We start from the raw sequence: 16402 nt of genomic DNA on the forward strand, positions 1-16402 counted from the left end.
ATCACTTCCTTTTGTTCACAAGCAGAATGCGCAGGGCAGCACAGCCATGCACGATCAAAGCATACAGCACAATCTTTGTCTGCATATTGCTTGCGGCAACAGAGCGTGTCACGGCAAAGCTGTAACCAACACAGATCGCAAATGAAACCGCGCACATCACGATCTCAGCAAGCCACGGAATCATCCCTTTTTTATCAATCGCATCCAGCACCCCCGGCAGCATCATCCCGATGACAACCGTCAGAAAGAACAGCATTGTCCAGAATGCATACTCAGAACGGATCATGCCAAAAAGCACCACCACAGCCATGCCCATGCCAGTGCCGATGCCTAACAGAACACTGAAAATCTTCGCTTTTTTTGTTTGATTATCCATGCCACCCATTATAGCAAATCATGACAAAAGGACAGAAGGACCAGCACATAATGCGGAAAGATTCCCTCTTTCTGTCCGTTTTTGCATCAGTATTCTGACATTGCTGTTATGCATTCAATTGCTTTTTTCTCATATAAGCTTATCCCTCCTGTCACACAGACATGCGGTGACAGCCTCCCTGCGGCAGCACAACTGCGGCCGACCAGAAAAAATCCGAAGGACAGGATCATCCTTCGGATTCATGCATTACATCAATTACGCTGCTGTTTCAGCCGGCTGATCAGCAGGTTTGTCTGCAGGTGTATCCTCAATCGGCTCACCCTTGACAACCTTCTGGATCTGCTCAGCAGTCAGCGTCTCATACTCCATCAGGGCATTGGCAATGCGGATCAGCTCTTCCTTGTGATCAGAGATGACTTCTTTGGCCTTGTCATGGCATTCATTGACGATCTTGCGTACTTCCTCATCAATCTCAAATGCCACCTGGCCGGACACATTGTTCGGAGAGTTGTAATCACGGCCCAGGAACACATTCTCAGAACCGGAATTGTACTTGATCGGGCCAAGATCACTCATACCATACAGTGTGACCATATCCTTGGCAATGTTGGTTGCCCGCTCGATATCGTTGGAAGCACCGGTGGTGACATCATCGAAGAACAGCTCTTCGGCAACACGGCCGCCCATATAGGACGTGATCGTTGCCAGAAGATCATTCTTTGTATTCATCATCTTTTCTTCCTTTGGTGTCATCAGGTTGTACCCGCCTGCCTGACCACGCGGAATGATGGTGACTTTCTGAACGACCTGCGCATCGTCTAGGTACAGACCAACAATGGCATGGCCGGATTCATGATAGGCAACCAGCTTCTTGGTTTTCTCATCATAGGTGCGGGATACCTTGGCAGGTCCCATCATGACACGGTCAATGGCCTCATCAATCTGCTTCATGCCGATTTCATTGAGATTTTCACGCACAGCCAGAATCGCAGATTCATTCAGCACGTTCTCCAGATCAGCACCCGAGAAACCCGGTGTACGCTTGGCCAGTGCATCCAGATCGATGTCATTGGCAAAGTGCTTGTTTCTGGCATGAACCTTGAGAATGGCAGTTCTGCCCTTGCGGTCCGGCAGAGAGACCGTAATCTGACGGTCGAAACGGCCGGCTCTCAACAATGCCGGGTCCAGTACATCCGGACGGTTTGTGGCAGCGATGACCACAACACCGGTATTGTCTTCCATACCATCCATCTCAACCAGCAGCTGGTTCAGTGTCTGTTCACGCTCATCGTGGCCGCCGCCAAAACCAGCGCCGCGCTGTCTGCCAACGGCATCAATCTCATCGATGAAGATAATGCACGGTGCCGTTTCCTTGGCCTTCTTAAACATATCACGCACACGGCTGGCACCAACACCAACAAACATCTCGACAAAGTCAGAACCAGAGATGGAATAGAACGGTACATTTGCCTCACCGGCAACGGCCTTGGCAAGCAGTGTCTTACCAGTACCAGGATGGCCGGAGAGCAGGATGCCCTTTGGAATTCTGGCACCCATCCGCTCAAACTTCTTTGGATATTTCAGATAGTCGATAATCTCGGCCATCTCTGCTTTTTCTTCGTCACAGCCAGCCACATCTGAGAAGCGCACTTTAACTTTGCCTTCCAGACGGGCACGGGACTTGGAAAAATCAAAGGCCTGCTTGTTGGCAGATCCTGCTCCGGCCATGCGGTTGACCATCCAGATGGTCACGCCAAACATCAGCACAACCGGCAGGAAGGACAGCAGCGTATCCAGGAAAGCATTGGACGCATCCGCATCCACAACCGAAACCCTGGCACCGCTGAGATCTGTCATGACCTTGGCAATCTCATCCGAAGTGCTCGGCACTTTGGAACTGAAAGTCACCTTCTGGCCATTGTTCTCATAAACACCCTTGATCGTTGTCACATTAGAGCCTACAGACAGAGATGCCTGGGTCACATCCTGGTTTACCAGCACATCCTGCAGGGTATTGTAATCCAGCTCCTGTGAGGAACTGCCGGGGTTCATCGAGAACAATGAAATGACCGCGGCGATCAGAATGACATACGGCAGAAACCGCAGCCACTTGTTTGCATCATTTTTCTGTTGCATTCTTACTGCTCCTTACCTGCATAGCATTCATCCTTCAGCACCCCGATATACGGCAGACAGCGGTACTTCTGGTTGTAGTCCATGCCAAAGCCGACCACAAACTCATCTGCCACCTCAAAGCCAACATAGTCAGCTTTCATATCGTTGATGCGGCGGGAAGGCTTGTCCAGCAGTGTTGCGACCTTCACGCTGGCAGCCCCTTTATGTTTCAGCATTTTCACAACGGTATCAATCGTTCTGCCTGTATCGACGATGTCCTCTACCAGCAGAATGTCCACACCCTTGATGGAAGTATCCAGATCCTTGATGATCTTGATATCACCGATGGATTCCGTTCCTTCATAAGATGATACATCCATGAAGTCATACTGAATATCAAGGTCAATATGGCGGATCAGCTCAGCCAGAAACGGCACAGATCCACGTAACAGCGCTACCAGCAGGGGAGCACGGCCAACTGCCTTATAATCCTCGGTAATCTGCTTACCAAGCTCAGCGGCCCGCTTTTCAATCTGTTCCTCACTGACAAGCACTTTTCCAATATCATTGTTTTCCCACATAGAAAATGCCTCCATGTCAGATATGATACCACAGCATGGAAGCCTTTCAGCAATCGTTTGCCTATGTTGCCCGACACCTTAAGACCAATCTGCAGATTTTCTTTCCTCAGACAAGACAAATCACAGGGTTTCGCCCCCTGCTGTCTTTTTCAATGATGTTTCTCTGCAAGCTCACCAAGACTCCGGGCATGCACATACATAGAAGGAGACGTGCTGTAATGATGGATATCACAGCCAAGTCCCGGCACCAGGATCAGATCTCCTCTGGCATTGACCACAACCGGCCAGCCAGAACGCAGTGCTCTGGGAATATGCCGGTCCACAAAGAATCTGTGCACAGACTTATGTCCAAACCGCATCTGAATTGCATCACCCGGTAGTACACTGCGAATCAGCAAAGGAAAATCGTCTTCCTTCACACTCACAGCTTCGACTGTGCTGCCAGAAGAGGAAATCACATACCGATCAAAACTGCCCTCGCAAATCGATTCATACACGTCTTGATACATTCCAATCGCAGGCACCTGAAACACATGCTGGTTTTCTCTGCCGATCAGGCTGCCATGAAAATCCAGGCAGAAATCATCATGATGGCACAGATCATCAATTTCCTTCATCTGTTTGTTTGTACAGGAAAAATGATTATCCGGATCCAGATACTGCCGCAGGGCACTCAGCCGGACTTCTTCACGCTTTGCAAGATATACCTGCAGATCAATGCCGCCTGCCTCAAGGCAGGATGCCGCTTCCTCTCTGATCAAAGCAAGATCCGCGTTGGCAGTCTCAATCTCTTTGAGAATCTCTTCTCTTTCCTGCTTTGAAAGATTGCCTTCCTGTCTGAGCTGGCTGCGGCGGTTTTCCCCATGCAGATTTGTTTCATCCACAAAATAGACAATCTGATTCTTTGTGCAGTACGCTTCCAGCTCCTGTTTACGATAGGAAAGAAGCGGCCGGTATACCGGAATATCATGCCAGTAAGATACAGCATTCAAGCCATAATACTTTGGCACAATACCCCGTTCCTTCTGCATCATCCATGTTTCAATCAGATCATCCTGATGATGGGCCACCAGGATGCCATCGTACTTATTCTCTTTGACAAGCTTTTCAAAAAAGTCATAGCGCCAGGTTCTGGCAGCCGCTTCAAAGTTGCCGCTCCATGTAAAAGGATCATCCAGAATAGCCAATGGGACATGATGTGCATGGCACCAGGAGGTCACATATGCCTGCTCTGCATCTGCCTGTTTTCTCTGATGGTAATTGACAAAAGCAGCCAGTACAGAAATGTGTTCCTGTACACACATGGCTAACAGTGCCATGGAATCACTGCCCCCTGACACGCCGATTACATATCGTTTTCCCTGATACGCTTCAAGCATGTCGTTATTCTACCATCACTCATGATCAGCCGCAGAATTCTTGTCTGGATCTCAATAAACAGATCACTGCCCGGATCAATGCGTCCCATGATGTCAATGACTCTGGCAGTATTGACATACTTCAGGTCATTCAAAAACAAGACAGAGTGTTTCCGCATCCCCGGTATCAGGCCGATCCGCATCAGGTGTTTCCGGCCGCTTGGATTGTCATTGGGATCATAGGCATTGCGGTACTGCAGCGTGTTGCTGGTCATGGGCACCAGCAGTGCCTTTGAGCCATAGATGGAAAGCACCAGGCCGAAATGCTGGAAGGCACACTCATAGAGATATCCCTGGCCAAAGTCGGTATAGCAGATATCACCCTGCTTCACCTGGATGCCAAGGTTCTCACTGGAAGACAACTGGCAGCGCTGCAGGTGGTTGCGCTCTGATATCATCGCCATCTCCACATGCCCCGGCATCAGATCCTGATACACACGGCTGCGGTAATACATATAGTTCTGCATGTTTTCGTTGTTCTCACTCATAGAAAAAAATCCCTTTCTGCCTCTTTATGGCCTTGGAAAGGGATAATTCCTTTATTTTAGATAAACAAATGCAAGCAGAAAACTTCCTGCCAGGTATGCCAGTGCGCACACACAGAACAAATACAGCATCCATGCCTGCCCGACATGCCCTGGTTTGAGAAACTTCTCAAAGTTGACACCGGACATGGCATACCATGCCATAACAAAGCAGACCAGATATACTGCCGTGCGCAGCAGAAACTGTGTCATTACTTGGTGCCGAAGATTCTGTCACCGGCATCACCAAGACCCGGTACGATGTAGCCCTTCTCATTGAGATGGTCATCCAGGGCAGCCAAGTAAATGTCCACATCCGGATGGGCGTGCTGGACAGCCTGCACGCCTTCGGGTACACCAACCAGACTGACAAGCTTGATTGTCTTGGCACCGCGCTTCTTGATCGCATTGATGGCATCCACGGCACTGCCGCCGGTTGCCAGCATCGGATCCACAACCATCACAATGGCCTCATCCAGATTGGAAGGGAACTTGGCAAAATACTCATGCGGTTTCAGTGTTTCCTCATCGCGGTACATGCCAATAAAGCCAACCTTGGCTGTCGGCACCAGTCTGCGGATGCCATCCAGCAGGCCGATGCCTGCACGCAGAATCGGCACAATCACAACCTCACGGCTCAGTTCAAAGCCTGTTGTCGGTCCAATCGGCGTCTCAATGCTCACCGGCCTTGTCGGCAGATCACGACACACCTCATAGGCCATCAGCTCGGCAATCTCATCCAGATTCTCACGGAAATCCTTTGTACCGGTTTCCTTTTTGCGCATCTGGGTCAGCTTATGTGTAATCAGCGGATGATTCAATACTTCCAGCATATTCTTGCCTCCTGTTTTTTCCAGAACAATGATATTTGAGAATGATGCGCATTTCAACGCACAATTTAATAAACCATGCAATCACGAAATCACTGCCAGCGTATCATCCACCGTTTCCTGCCACTGTTCCTTTGCAGAAATGGATGCCTGTCCATCCCCCTTCTGCACGCCATAGCTGCCAAACTGGGCATGATTGCCCCCGGTAATCGTAAATACATACGTATTTTCAGGATAGTGATCCTGATTCTTAAGCACCTGCTTCTGATTGATCACACCATCCTGATCCCCATCAATCCATACCACCGTCAGATCCGTATCCGATAAATCCTTTGTACTGTAGGCCCCCAGTAAGATCAGCCCCTGATATTCTGACACATGCCTGGCAATATAAGCTGCTGCCATTGCACCGCCCAACGAATGTCCGGCCAGATACCACTTTGTAATCTTGGGATACTGTTTCTGGATGCCATCTGCCCCGTTCATATTGAACACGGCAAGATGGAACGGCATCTTGACCAGAATGCAGGTAATGCCGTTTTCTGCATACTTCTTTAATAGTGGCAGATAGGCACGCTCATCTACTTTGCCGCCAGGATAAAAGATGATCCCGGTATCACCTGCCTTCTGCGGCAGGACGGTATAGTTACCCTGATCATCCTGCAGAATTGACACATCACCAGGATTTTCCAGCAGGGACAGGGCCGTTTCATCCGCGTGATAATAGTCACTGACATAGATGCCAAAAGACACACCCGCAACAGCCATGATCACCAGCACAATGGCAAGGATGATCTTCAGCAGTGAATGCTTTCTTTTCTGTTTATTATCCTTCATTCTTTTCCACCTGCAGATATTCACCATCTTTGTCCGCAATCCACTCATTCTCACCAATCCGGTACCATGTATAGCCGCCGTTTTCCATCATGGCATCAAAAGGATAACTTTCATCCTTATATACAAGATCCACGGCATTGGCTGCAGATGACGGCTTTTCGCGCACATTCAGATTATCCGCCAGCACTGTTACCGTACCGCTCACCGTTTCCTGCACCTTTGTGGGGAAAAGGTCCTCCAGACTGACAAAAGCATTGACTTTCACAGCATCCAGATTCAAAATACCCCACTGGCCGTCATGGCACACATAGGCATGGCCATTGACTACATAAGAAACATCATCAAACTCACACGGAATGACTTCCTTGCCTGTTTCATCAATAAAGCCCCACTTGTCATCCCGTTTGACAGGGCAGTAGCCATTCTCAAAGTACAGCACATCCTGATAAATGTACGAGGTAATGGCTTCACCGGTATCTGCCTTGACAATGGCCATCAGTCCATCCTTGTCTGTCAAAAGTGAAGAACCGTCCTGACTCTTTTCCTCCACAGCATAATACCCATTGACAAACGTATCTTTCACCACCATGCCGGAAGGCCCATCCGCCAATGCATTTCCGCTTTCATCCAGAACCTTATATCCTGTCATTGCAAAAGAAGAATCCACCACTGGCATAATCGCACGATGGCCTGAGGCATCATACGTTTTGTCAGAAACAATCGAGGCCGTTTTGCCATCCTTGCCGTGTTCCACATAGACAAGTTTGTCATCGAGCATTACAAAGCCAATGTCCTTCAATGCCTTGGAAGAGGATGGTGTAAATTCTGACAATGTGGAGAAATCACGGGAAATCCGATACACCGCATCGCCATCACTGTAGATAAAGCAGTGATCCACAGCATCATAGCTGATCTTGTCCTGATCAAATGTCACATTGGCCTGAAATGCCTCATTGCCATCAAAGTCCTGTACGGCCAGTGCGCCATACCTGGAAATGCCCACAAATGGTGTTGCATAGGCATCTTTCATACCATCATCCCAGTTCACCGGCATGCCGGTTTTCTCCCAGGTGCTTGTATCACTGGAATCAGAATAGGTGGAAGTGGTCAGGATCATCAGATCATCCATCGCCATGCCCGGTTCCACAATCCAATACGGATTGGCAGAAGCAGTGGGTGAAGCACTGGCAGTGGATACAGCAGATACTGTTGGTGCAGGTGATGCATCATTCTTCTTTTTAAAGATGTACCCGCTGACACCAGCAATGGCCACGACAATCACCAGCACTGCAATGGCCGGTCCATATCCATGCTTTTTCTTTGGTTCTTCTTTGATCACCGGGATCTCTTCCGTATCCCGTTCATCCTTATTTCTGTTCTTCATAGGCACACAGCACGCATCATCAGCGCGTCCCCTTTATAAAAATGGTATCATTATTTTCGATGAAAATACTGATTGTTCCCTTCATTGTACATCCCAAAGCAGACGCAGCGTACTTCCTGTCCCGCAGTATGTCCGATGTTTTCACTGCTGCCGGCATGGAATGCGCCATCTGCTGTGATCCAGACAACACCTTCCGGCAGGTGCGTGTCTACCCCAGCCATCTGCCATCCCATCCCCTGTTCAACTGGGGTGCCGACAACCGTTCCTATGAAGAATGGATGTACTCCCAGGGCCTGCTGACAAAAAATGCCGTGCTTTCCGATACCCAGGACATTCAGGATGCCATCGCTGACTTCCACCCCGATCTGATCATTGCCATCAACCGCCCGTCTGCCAATATTGCCGCCAAACTCGATACGATTCCCTGCTGGACTGTTGTCCATCCTGCCATGTACCGCAATGCGTGGTTTCCCAGCCGCTGCATGCATGGCATCAACCAGGCATTGACACAATTGCAGACAGAACAGGAACTGGATCTCAAGACTCTATATGCCCACAGTGTGCGCCGGCTTGCCTTTGGCTGCCTGCAGAGTGCTCCGTTTCCATCTGATGCCAATATCACAAGAATCGGCTCCATGAACATTGAGGAACACCGCAAGACCAGAACAAACCGGGTATGCATCTACCTTGGCAGTCTGCACAGCCGGCCAAAGACAATCGCAAAGATCATTGAAGAAGCCTTTGCCGGTGCACCTTACTATGTTTACATCTGGATCAAAGGCATCCCCGCCCACGCATACAAGAACCTGCACTACATCAGGGAACCGGACAGCAGCCTGATCAACGGCTGCTCTGCGGTCATTCATGATGGCAATACCTATTTCTATAACCAGGCAATGGTCAATGGCATTCCACAGATGTTAATCGCAGATCACACCTGTATGCGCAACTACAATGCCATGGCAGCCGCAAGAGGACATTTCGGAGTATATCTGTATGAAGAAGACCTCGAAATGGCCGCATTATACGAAACATACAGAAAACTCATGAGCGATGATCTCTACTATGAATCCGCCCAGAAATACAGAGAGATGACACTGCACCATGGTGATCTGACCCAGATTCATGACTTCACGTATATTGACATGATCAACAATAAAGCAAAACAGCCGCAGGAATAATCCTGGGGCTGTCTTAGTTCGTATCGTAAACGGTTGTACCATGGTCCTCCGTTCGTGACCATGACTGCCGTTCCTTCAACGATTCACTCGAGAAGTCAATATCAGCCAGCTTCTCCATGAAGGTACTCTTCATCTCAATCTGTTCGGTCACATCCTTGAGTCCATATTCCTCCAGCAGGGTTGGGGTATCACTGAACAGGTTGGTGCCTAAACCAAGCCTGTCTCCCTCAATGGCGGCACCAAGGGCAGCCAGCGTCGTTGGAAACGCATCCAGCGTACTGTACGTACGGTATTCGGTATTATCGGTTGATACAGCACTGTTGATATAGGCCACATAGGCACGCCGCTGATAAGACGATGCCACATCATCACAGAAGTCAGAATCCATCGTCGGATGATCACCGCAGATAATCACGGTTGTATTGTCATACCATGGCTGCTCCTGCATCCAGGCAAGAAACTGAGATACCTGATACGAGGAATAAGCCATGACATTGGCATACTGGTTGTCGCCAAACGGTGTCGGAATGCCAGGCTCTGCGTAGCCATTTTCAAAATGCGTATCTACGGTCAGCAGGGTCAGGGCAAACGGCTCATCCACCTGCGATAATGCAGTAAGTTCATCCTGGGCAAAAGAGAACAGCTTGCTGTCTTCAAAGCCCCACCAGACCTTGTAGCCCTTGGGAATCATGCCCATATTCAATGCATAGTTGTAGTCGATGATGTCATAATTGCCATGTTCTTCAAAGTACAGCCGTCGGCCGCCAAAGGACGCATTGGAGCCAAGCATGAACACATTGTGGTAGCCCTCATTCTCCAGAATATCGCCAAGACATGTCGTATTGGCAAAGAACTTGGACTGGGTGATCATGTCATTGTTTTCCAGATTGTTCTTCAAAGGAAGACCGGATGTCATGCCAAACATCGCCCCCATCGTAAAGGTCGTATACGGCAGGGCATAGGCACCATTCAGAATCGACTGGGATCCAGAGAAATCTTCATTGCTCTCGGCAATCTGTGTCAGCTCCGGAATCACATCATCCTCAAATCCGCCCCCATCAGCCAGATCCGAATATGTCACTTCCATCGATTCCAGATAGATGAAGACAAGATTGCGCTTCTTCTGTGGGAACGTAATCGAAACCGAATCCGGATCAACGTAATTGTCTTCAATGAATGTAGAAGGATGCGTCTGATAGTTCAGATAATCACCAATGGCAAGGATGTTCCAGACATACACATCCGTAATGGACAGCACTGCCACCGAGGATACCAGGCAGATGATCAGCAGTTTCTTATAGAAACCCTTTCGTCTTGTATGGCGGAAAAGCTGCCAGAAAAAAATAATGATGGCAGCAGAGGGAATACCAGCCTGAATGATCGCACTTTCGATGATGCCGCCGCCCGTGCCCTCGGTTGGTGCAGACAGCTGGTACATCAGCTCATCCATGGTCAGATTCTGCCATGTCCGCAGCACCCAGGAAGACAACAATGCTGCAATAGCCGCAAAAGAAACCAGCAGCAGGCAGATCACATGAATCACCTTCCACTTGCGCGGCATTTTCTTCGCATCTTTTCCGGTATCAATCTGCTTTTCTTTTTTCTTTTTCATTGCAAATCCTTTACAATGCGAAATGATACCTGTGTTCACATAGAATTGCAAAACGACAAATGACCAGATCAGTCAGAAAGCTTCTGAATCTTTTGAATCAGAGATATATGTCCTTTGATCCAGGATACACATGGACCAGTCAGAAAGGCAGTGATCACGGTGCCGATGCCAACGCCATGCAAACCATGAAAGAACACCAGAGAAAGCACAGAGGCAATAGCAATCATGGAAAGATCAAAACAGATTTTCACACTGCCAAACTCCTTCTTTGACGCAATTGCAATGGCTTTGACAATCCCTTCACCCGGTACCGTGATGACATCCGGTGCCACTTCCACACAGATGCCAAACGCCAGAATCATACTGCCGGCAATGACAAGCAGGATCTGCAATACCAGACTGGCAGGTGAAAGGAACGACAGTACTGCCATAAAGAGATCCAGAAAGGCACTGAACAGAAAGTTCGCTGCAATCTGCAGAAACTGAATCGGATGGAAATCCTTTTTCAGCAGGATCATCTCAACCAGAATGAAGAGCATATTGATGATGAACGTCATCATGCCAAAAGACATGGAAGGAAACCGCAGAGACAGTACATATGGCACACTGGAAATCACCGAAGTGCCAAGAGCACCTTTGGTAATACACACAATGCCAAAGGAATTAATGCACAGGCCGCACACAAACCAAAGCCATCTTTTCATCACATTCGTCTGTTTCATCTGTCTGCCTCCCTGTACTGTGCTGCCAGTTTTTCTAACAGCTTCATCAGCTGCACACGTTCATGAAAGCTCAGACAGGACAGCACCTCCTCATCTACCTGGGCAAAAGCCGCATCGACCTTTCCAGCCATCTTTTTTCCTTTTTCTGTCATCTTGATCAATACAGAACGGCCATCATCCGGATTGGCAAAGCGCTCAACAAGGCCATCCTTTACCATCTTATCCAGCAGAATTGTGGCAGTCGCCTTATCAATCATGCACACAGCACCAATCTGCCGCGGTGATGCAGGCCCGCAGAAAGAAAGGCATTCCAGAATCTTGGGCTGACCAGCTGAAAGGCCAAGCCGCCTGACCTCTTTCTGCAGTGCCTGATGATGCCCGTTCTGCAATTGCATTAACACAAAATGAAACGAATCAATCATGTCTGCCTCCATATAGTTTGAATGCAAACTAATTGTAAACGGATGGATTCCCCTGTCAAGCCAGAAAAAAAGCGGTTTCCCGCTCATTTCAATGAAGAATAAAGCAAGGAATCCCGGCAATTCATTGCTGGGAGGAATTGCTTTTCTTTTCTCTTGCGGGTGAGTGATCTCCACCTTTGCCGTCATACTGATTTTGGATATACCGTTTTACTGTTTCTTTGCTCATGTTGCCAACACTGCCAACATAATAGCTTGGCGCCCATAGCTTATCACCCCAGAACATCGCTTTTCTAATTTCTGGATGTGCTTTCAGAAACAGTCTGGCAGATGCTCCTTTCAGGTTTTTTACCACATCAGTAATGCTGTACTTTGGCTTGAAACTGCACAGCAAATGGATATATTCTGGCATCACTTCCATTTCCTGAATGTCTACATCTGCCTGCTTTGCAAGACTTTGCAGAATATCTTTCATCTCATTCACAAGCTCAGGCGTTGTAAACCATGGATTACGGTACTTCGTACACCAGATAATATGAAAGTGCAGATTATACACATATCCACGTTCATAAATGGCATCTTCGATTCGATCTATATGTCTCTTCATATGTATCCTCTTTTTTGTTTTATATATCATATGTATACCATATATAATAAGCAATATATATGTGTTATAATTATAACATGAAGAAGATGTCTGATTACATGTTCCATATTGGACTGCAGATGCGTGTATATCCGTCTGATCGACAAAAGGCAATGATTCGCATGAACGGCGGCGCCTCACGCTTTGTATACAATCGTCTGGTGGCTGTGCACAATGAGATGTTCCGTCTGAGAAAAAGTGCATCACTGTCTCCAACAGACACAGAAAGGCTTGCATATCTGGCATCTGCATATGGTGATGCAAAATCTATCAAGAACGCAATTCCTTTCTTGTGGGACTGCGATTCAGACATGGTACTTCATGCCATTATGAACTATAAGCGGGCGTGGAGTCAGTTCAGAAAAGTGAAAGGGACCAGTATTCCGACATTCCACAAGTTTGACAACACGTATTGCTATCAGACCAGCAATCACTATGCCGGAAAGAAGTTGAATACCATTCCACACGTTGTCGGCCTGTACGAAGGAAGCGTACGCTTTACAGACAGGAATCATCTTGTGCTGCCGATGCTTGGCACGATCCGCATGAAAGGTTCCCGCAAGCTGATTGATGCGCTGCTGAATCGTGTTGCAGAAACACGCATTGGCACTGTTGCCATCAGGATGGATGCGTGCGGAGACTGCTATATTTCGCTTGCTCTGGCATCAGACGAACCATTTCATACTGCTTATGCCAGCACTGGCAGAGCGGCAGGCATGGATCTGAACCTTTCCAACTTTCTGATGGACAGTGATGGCTGTGTGATCGAATCACCGCGTTATCTGAAACGGGCAGAAAAGAAGTTGCGCAAAGCGCAGCGCGCCCTTTCGCGAAAGTACGAAGCTGCCAGACGAGATGGCCGAGACTATCGTACGTGCAGAAATTATCAGGAAGCACGTCTCAAACTGGCCAAATGCCATCGTCATGTGGCAAATCAGAGATTGGACTTTATCAGATGTACAGCAGACAAAGAAGTCAAAAGCCACGACTATTTGTTTGCCGAGGATCTCAAAGTTCGAAATTTGAAAAAGAGCCACAAATTGGCAAAGGCAATCTCAGACAGTGGATGGAGAACTTTTCTGACTGAGCTGCAAAACACAGCTTCCAAACGCGGAAAGATATGTCTGCTAGTCAATCCCAGAAACACGACACAGACCTGCTCGTCATGCGGCTATGTCATGTCAGACGACAACAGAATCGTACTGGGGCAGGAAGAATGGGCGTGCCCAATATGCGGCACACACCATGTACGTGATTATAACGCTGCCATCAATATCAAAAATGCTGGTCTTGCCTTACTGCAGGAATCCGGCATTGCGATAGATATCCGCTGATCAGCGGTATGGGCAGTACGTTTCTGCCCTCATAGTTTGGCAACTCACTATGATAACCGCCCTCTCACTGGCAGACCTCCACTTACCTGCTGCGGCAGATAAGCGAGTCAGCTGTATCAGGGTAAGTTGGAGTGCATGACTGCACAATCTATGTGCAGTCGTGTTCCTTCAAGCCTGCGGCTTCAGCCGCGGGTAGTTGACCACATTGAGAATCTTTTCTTTGGTCAGCGGCCCCTGCCGCAGGATCGGAAGATCTGCCTTTGTGCCATCCACGATCGTACTTGCCTGGCCAAAAGAAACGGCCCCTTCCATCATGCCATCCAGTAAAGGACACTGCTTTTCAATCTCATCCAGGCTTGTGCATACCGGCTGACCAGACTGATTGGCACTGGTCATATACAGCGGCTCTCCCACAGCCTGAATCAGATCATGCAATTTCTTAGATGTGGCAAGACGAATGGCCAGTGTATCCAGGCCGCCATTGACAAAAGATGGCACTTCAGCCTTCTTTTTCAATATGATGGTCAATGGGCCTGGCATGAATGCCTGGATGATCTTTCTGCTTGTCTCATCCACTTCACAGATGGTTTCCACCTGGGCAAGATCGGCACACATGATGGGAAAAGCCTTGGTCAACGGCCTGTTTTTCACATGGCGCAGGTTGTCCTGTGCCTTTTGAGATAACATACGCGCACAGACTCCATATACCGTGTCCGTCGGCACCGACAAAACACCATCCGCTTTTAGCACTGCTGCCATTTCATCAATTTCATCACCAGAATATCTTCTCATCACATCAACATCGTCATGATCATGCTTGCTGTAAGCAATACCACCAGCACAATCATGATGCCTTTCATTGCCTTTTTCTTCATCTGTCTTCTTTTGTCGCAATCGTGCCATTATTCTTATAGATCGAATTGGCCGGCACTACACCGCGCACACACGATGTAGGGTAAACATTGCTGTTGGGGCCGATGACCGTGCCCGGATTCAACACAGCATTGCAGCCGACTTCCACATGGTTGCCAACCATGGCCCCAAACTTCTTCAGACCGGTTTCGATCTGGTTTTTGCCATCATGCACCACCACAAGCTTCTTGTCCGAGCGCACATTGCTGGTGATCGAACCAGCACCCATATGTGCATAGTAGCCCAGAATCGAATCACCGACATAGTTGTAATGCGGTGTCTGCACATGATCAAACAGGATCACATTCTTCAGCTCTACACTGTTGCCAACCACACAGTCTGCCCCAACCAGAGCAGAGCCACGGATGAAGGCACAGTGGCGCACTTCTGTACGCGGGCCAATGATGCATGGTGCTCCCAGATACGCACTGTCAAACACTTTAGCACTCTTTGCCACCCAGACATTGGGACTGACTTCTGTATATTCATCCTTATCCAGCATCGGTCCAAGCTTGAGAATCAATTCCTTGATGCCAGCCAGCGCTTCCCATGGATAGGTGAACTGCTGCAGATATTCCTTTGCGATCGTATGATCCAGATCATACATTTCCTGAATTGTATACATGATGGTTATCCTCCCCACAACTATGAGTTTATATACCGCAGTCCAGGTGATGTCAATCAGCCTTTACCAGCTTGCAAAGCAGCGCATACCTGCCATCCTGCACAAGATCAGAGCACGAGCTGATCAGTACCGTCTGATCAGAAGGAGAAAATGTCTCATTGGACTTGAATGTACTGTTATCCAGGAAATTCTGCACATATGCCGCATAGTCATTGTCATCCGCAAACGATGTCCGGATATAGGCATCCGTTCCCTGTTTGACAACACCCGCAATCGGATACAGCAGATAATCCTGATCCGGTGTCAGAAACTCCAGATACGGATGGGCATCATAGTACGACTGATCATTGTAATAATCCAATGTCGTCAGCATCGTATCATCATAGTGCGAAAAATGATGGCCATAGATTACAGTATTCTTATCGACAAAGCCACGGTTGTTCTGATAGTCCACAAAGATCGTGCCAAAGATACTGTATTCACCATCAAGGGTATGACGCAGGTAATAGCTGTTGTCTGATCCATATACAACCGGATAGTCAATCGGCGTATCCGGCTGACGGATCCAGCCTGCTACGTCAGAGTTCATTGCCTGCAATGCACTCCAGTCGATATTGTCATTCACCAAAGATGTATCAGCAGAAGCAGACGCAGAAGGTGTCGGCGTAGAAACTGTTACAGCCTGACGCAGATCTTCATACTTCTGATCATTGGCTTTGTACTGATGCAGCTCAGAATAAATTTTCCAGCCAGAAAATGCGGCCACACAAAGTGATACCACCAGCACAACATCCAGAATAATCCGTCCGGATTTCGTCAACTTCTTTTTCTTCTTTGCCATGATGTCATTCTACCACATGAAAAGACAGACCCGTTACGGTCTGCC

Annotated in this window: 18 protein-coding genes; 2 read left to right on the forward strand and 16 right to left on the reverse strand. The window is 48.3% G+C overall.

Annotated features, from left to right (window positions below):
- Position 1 precedes the first annotated feature (1 nt).
- The 9 genes from DHU66_RS07465 to DHU66_RS07505 form a co-directional block, all read right to left on the reverse strand.
- A complete protein-coding gene (locus DHU66_RS07465; RefSeq protein ID WP_135358328.1) occupies positions 2-376 on the reverse strand; it encodes a hypothetical protein in 375 nt (124 codons plus the stop codon).
- A gap of 255 nt (positions 377-631) precedes the next feature.
- Positions 632-2512, reverse strand: coding sequence for an ATP-dependent zinc metalloprotease FtsH (gene ftsH, locus DHU66_RS07470; protein WP_108775229.1), 1881 nt, complete (start codon positions 2510-2512; stop codon positions 632-634).
- Between the two features lie 2 nt (positions 2513-2514).
- Entirely contained in the window at positions 2515-3072 is a 558-nt protein-coding gene (gene hpt, locus DHU66_RS07475) for a hypoxanthine phosphoribosyltransferase (protein WP_108775230.1), read from the reverse strand.
- Positions 3073-3221: 149 nt separating this feature from the next.
- Positions 3222-4451 carry a tRNA lysidine(34) synthetase TilS gene (gene tilS / locus DHU66_RS07480; RefSeq protein ID WP_108775231.1) on the reverse strand — a complete coding sequence of 410 codons (1230 nt, stop codon included), beginning with the start codon at positions 4449-4451 and terminating at the stop codon, positions 3222-3224.
- Entirely contained in the window at positions 4418-4978 is a 561-nt protein-coding gene (locus DHU66_RS07485) for a hypothetical protein (protein ID WP_108775232.1), read from the reverse strand. Before DHU66_RS07485 ends, tilS begins: the two co-directional genes overlap by 34 nt.
- A gap of 51 nt (positions 4979-5029) precedes the next feature.
- Entirely contained in the window at positions 5030-5227 is a 198-nt protein-coding gene (locus DHU66_RS07490; RefSeq protein WP_108775233.1) for a DUF1146 domain-containing protein, read from the reverse strand.
- Positions 5227-5847 (reverse strand): uracil phosphoribosyltransferase, encoded by a 621-nt coding sequence (upp, locus tag DHU66_RS07495; RefSeq protein ID WP_108775234.1) that lies wholly within the window; start codon positions 5845-5847, stop codon positions 5227-5229. The genes DHU66_RS07490 and upp overlap by 1 nt, the downstream gene beginning before the upstream one ends.
- Positions 5848-5928: 81 nt before the next feature.
- The gene (locus DHU66_RS07500) at positions 5929-6681 is read right to left on the reverse strand and encodes an alpha/beta hydrolase (RefSeq protein WP_108775235.1); all 753 of its coding nucleotides are present in this window, start codon (positions 6679-6681) and stop codon (positions 5929-5931) included.
- A complete protein-coding gene (locus tag DHU66_RS07505; RefSeq protein WP_108775236.1) occupies positions 6671-8065 on the reverse strand; it encodes a WG repeat-containing protein in 1395 nt (464 codons plus the stop codon). Before DHU66_RS07505 ends, DHU66_RS07500 begins: the two co-directional genes overlap by 11 nt.
- A gap of 59 nt (positions 8066-8124) precedes the next feature.
- Here DHU66_RS07505 and DHU66_RS07510 point away from each other — a divergent pair, with 59 nt between their 5' ends.
- Positions 8125-9246 carry a glycosyltransferase gene (locus DHU66_RS07510; RefSeq protein ID WP_135358329.1) on the forward strand — a complete coding sequence of 374 codons (1122 nt, stop codon included), beginning with the start codon at positions 8125-8127 and terminating at the stop codon, positions 9244-9246.
- A gap of 13 nt (positions 9247-9259) precedes the next feature.
- On the opposite strand, the gene DHU66_RS07515 is transcribed toward DHU66_RS07510, so the two are convergent.
- The 4 genes from DHU66_RS07515 to tnpA form a co-directional block, all read right to left on the reverse strand.
- Entirely contained in the window at positions 9260-10858 is a 1599-nt protein-coding gene (locus tag DHU66_RS07515; RefSeq protein WP_108775238.1) for an LTA synthase family protein, read from the reverse strand.
- Between the two features lie 68 nt (positions 10859-10926).
- The gene (locus DHU66_RS07520) at positions 10927-11580 is read right to left on the reverse strand and encodes a YczE/YyaS/YitT family protein (protein WP_108775239.1); all 654 of its coding nucleotides are present in this window, start codon (positions 11578-11580) and stop codon (positions 10927-10929) included.
- Entirely contained in the window at positions 11577-12002 is a 426-nt protein-coding gene (locus DHU66_RS07525; RefSeq protein ID WP_167836318.1) for a MarR family winged helix-turn-helix transcriptional regulator, read from the reverse strand. Before DHU66_RS07525 ends, DHU66_RS07520 begins: the two co-directional genes overlap by 4 nt.
- A gap of 121 nt (positions 12003-12123) precedes the next feature.
- A complete protein-coding gene (gene tnpA / locus DHU66_RS07530; protein ID WP_108775241.1) occupies positions 12124-12606 on the reverse strand; it encodes an IS200/IS605 family transposase in 483 nt (160 codons plus the stop codon).
- A 77-nt stretch (positions 12607-12683) separates the two neighbouring features.
- Here tnpA and DHU66_RS07535 point away from each other — a divergent pair, with 77 nt between their 5' ends.
- Positions 12684-13979, forward strand: a complete 1296-nt coding sequence (locus tag DHU66_RS07535; protein WP_167836319.1) for an RNA-guided endonuclease InsQ/TnpB family protein — start codon at positions 12684-12686, stop codon at positions 13977-13979.
- Between the two features lie 168 nt (positions 13980-14147).
- On the opposite strand, the gene DHU66_RS07540 is transcribed toward DHU66_RS07535, so the two are convergent.
- The 3 genes from DHU66_RS07540 to srtB are packed head-to-tail and all read right to left on the reverse strand — an operon-like array spanning position 14148 to position 16357.
- The gene (locus tag DHU66_RS07540) at positions 14148-14882 is read right to left on the reverse strand and encodes an L-threonylcarbamoyladenylate synthase (RefSeq protein WP_108775243.1); all 735 of its coding nucleotides are present in this window, start codon (positions 14880-14882) and stop codon (positions 14148-14150) included.
- On the reverse strand, positions 14851-15516 hold the full coding sequence (locus DHU66_RS07545; protein ID WP_108775244.1) for an acyltransferase: 666 nt from the start codon (positions 15514-15516) through the stop codon (positions 14851-14853). The genes DHU66_RS07540 and DHU66_RS07545 overlap by 32 nt, the downstream gene beginning before the upstream one ends.
- A gap of 52 nt (positions 15517-15568) precedes the next feature.
- Positions 15569-16357, reverse strand: a complete 789-nt coding sequence (gene srtB, locus DHU66_RS07550) for a class B sortase (RefSeq protein WP_108775245.1) — start codon at positions 16355-16357, stop codon at positions 15569-15571.
- Positions 16358-16402 lie beyond the last annotated feature (45 nt).

Source organism: Lactimicrobium massiliense (genome assembly GCF_900343155.1).
Taxonomy (GTDB): domain Bacteria; phylum Bacillota_I; class Bacilli_A; order Erysipelotrichales; family Erysipelotrichaceae; genus Bulleidia; species Bulleidia massiliensis.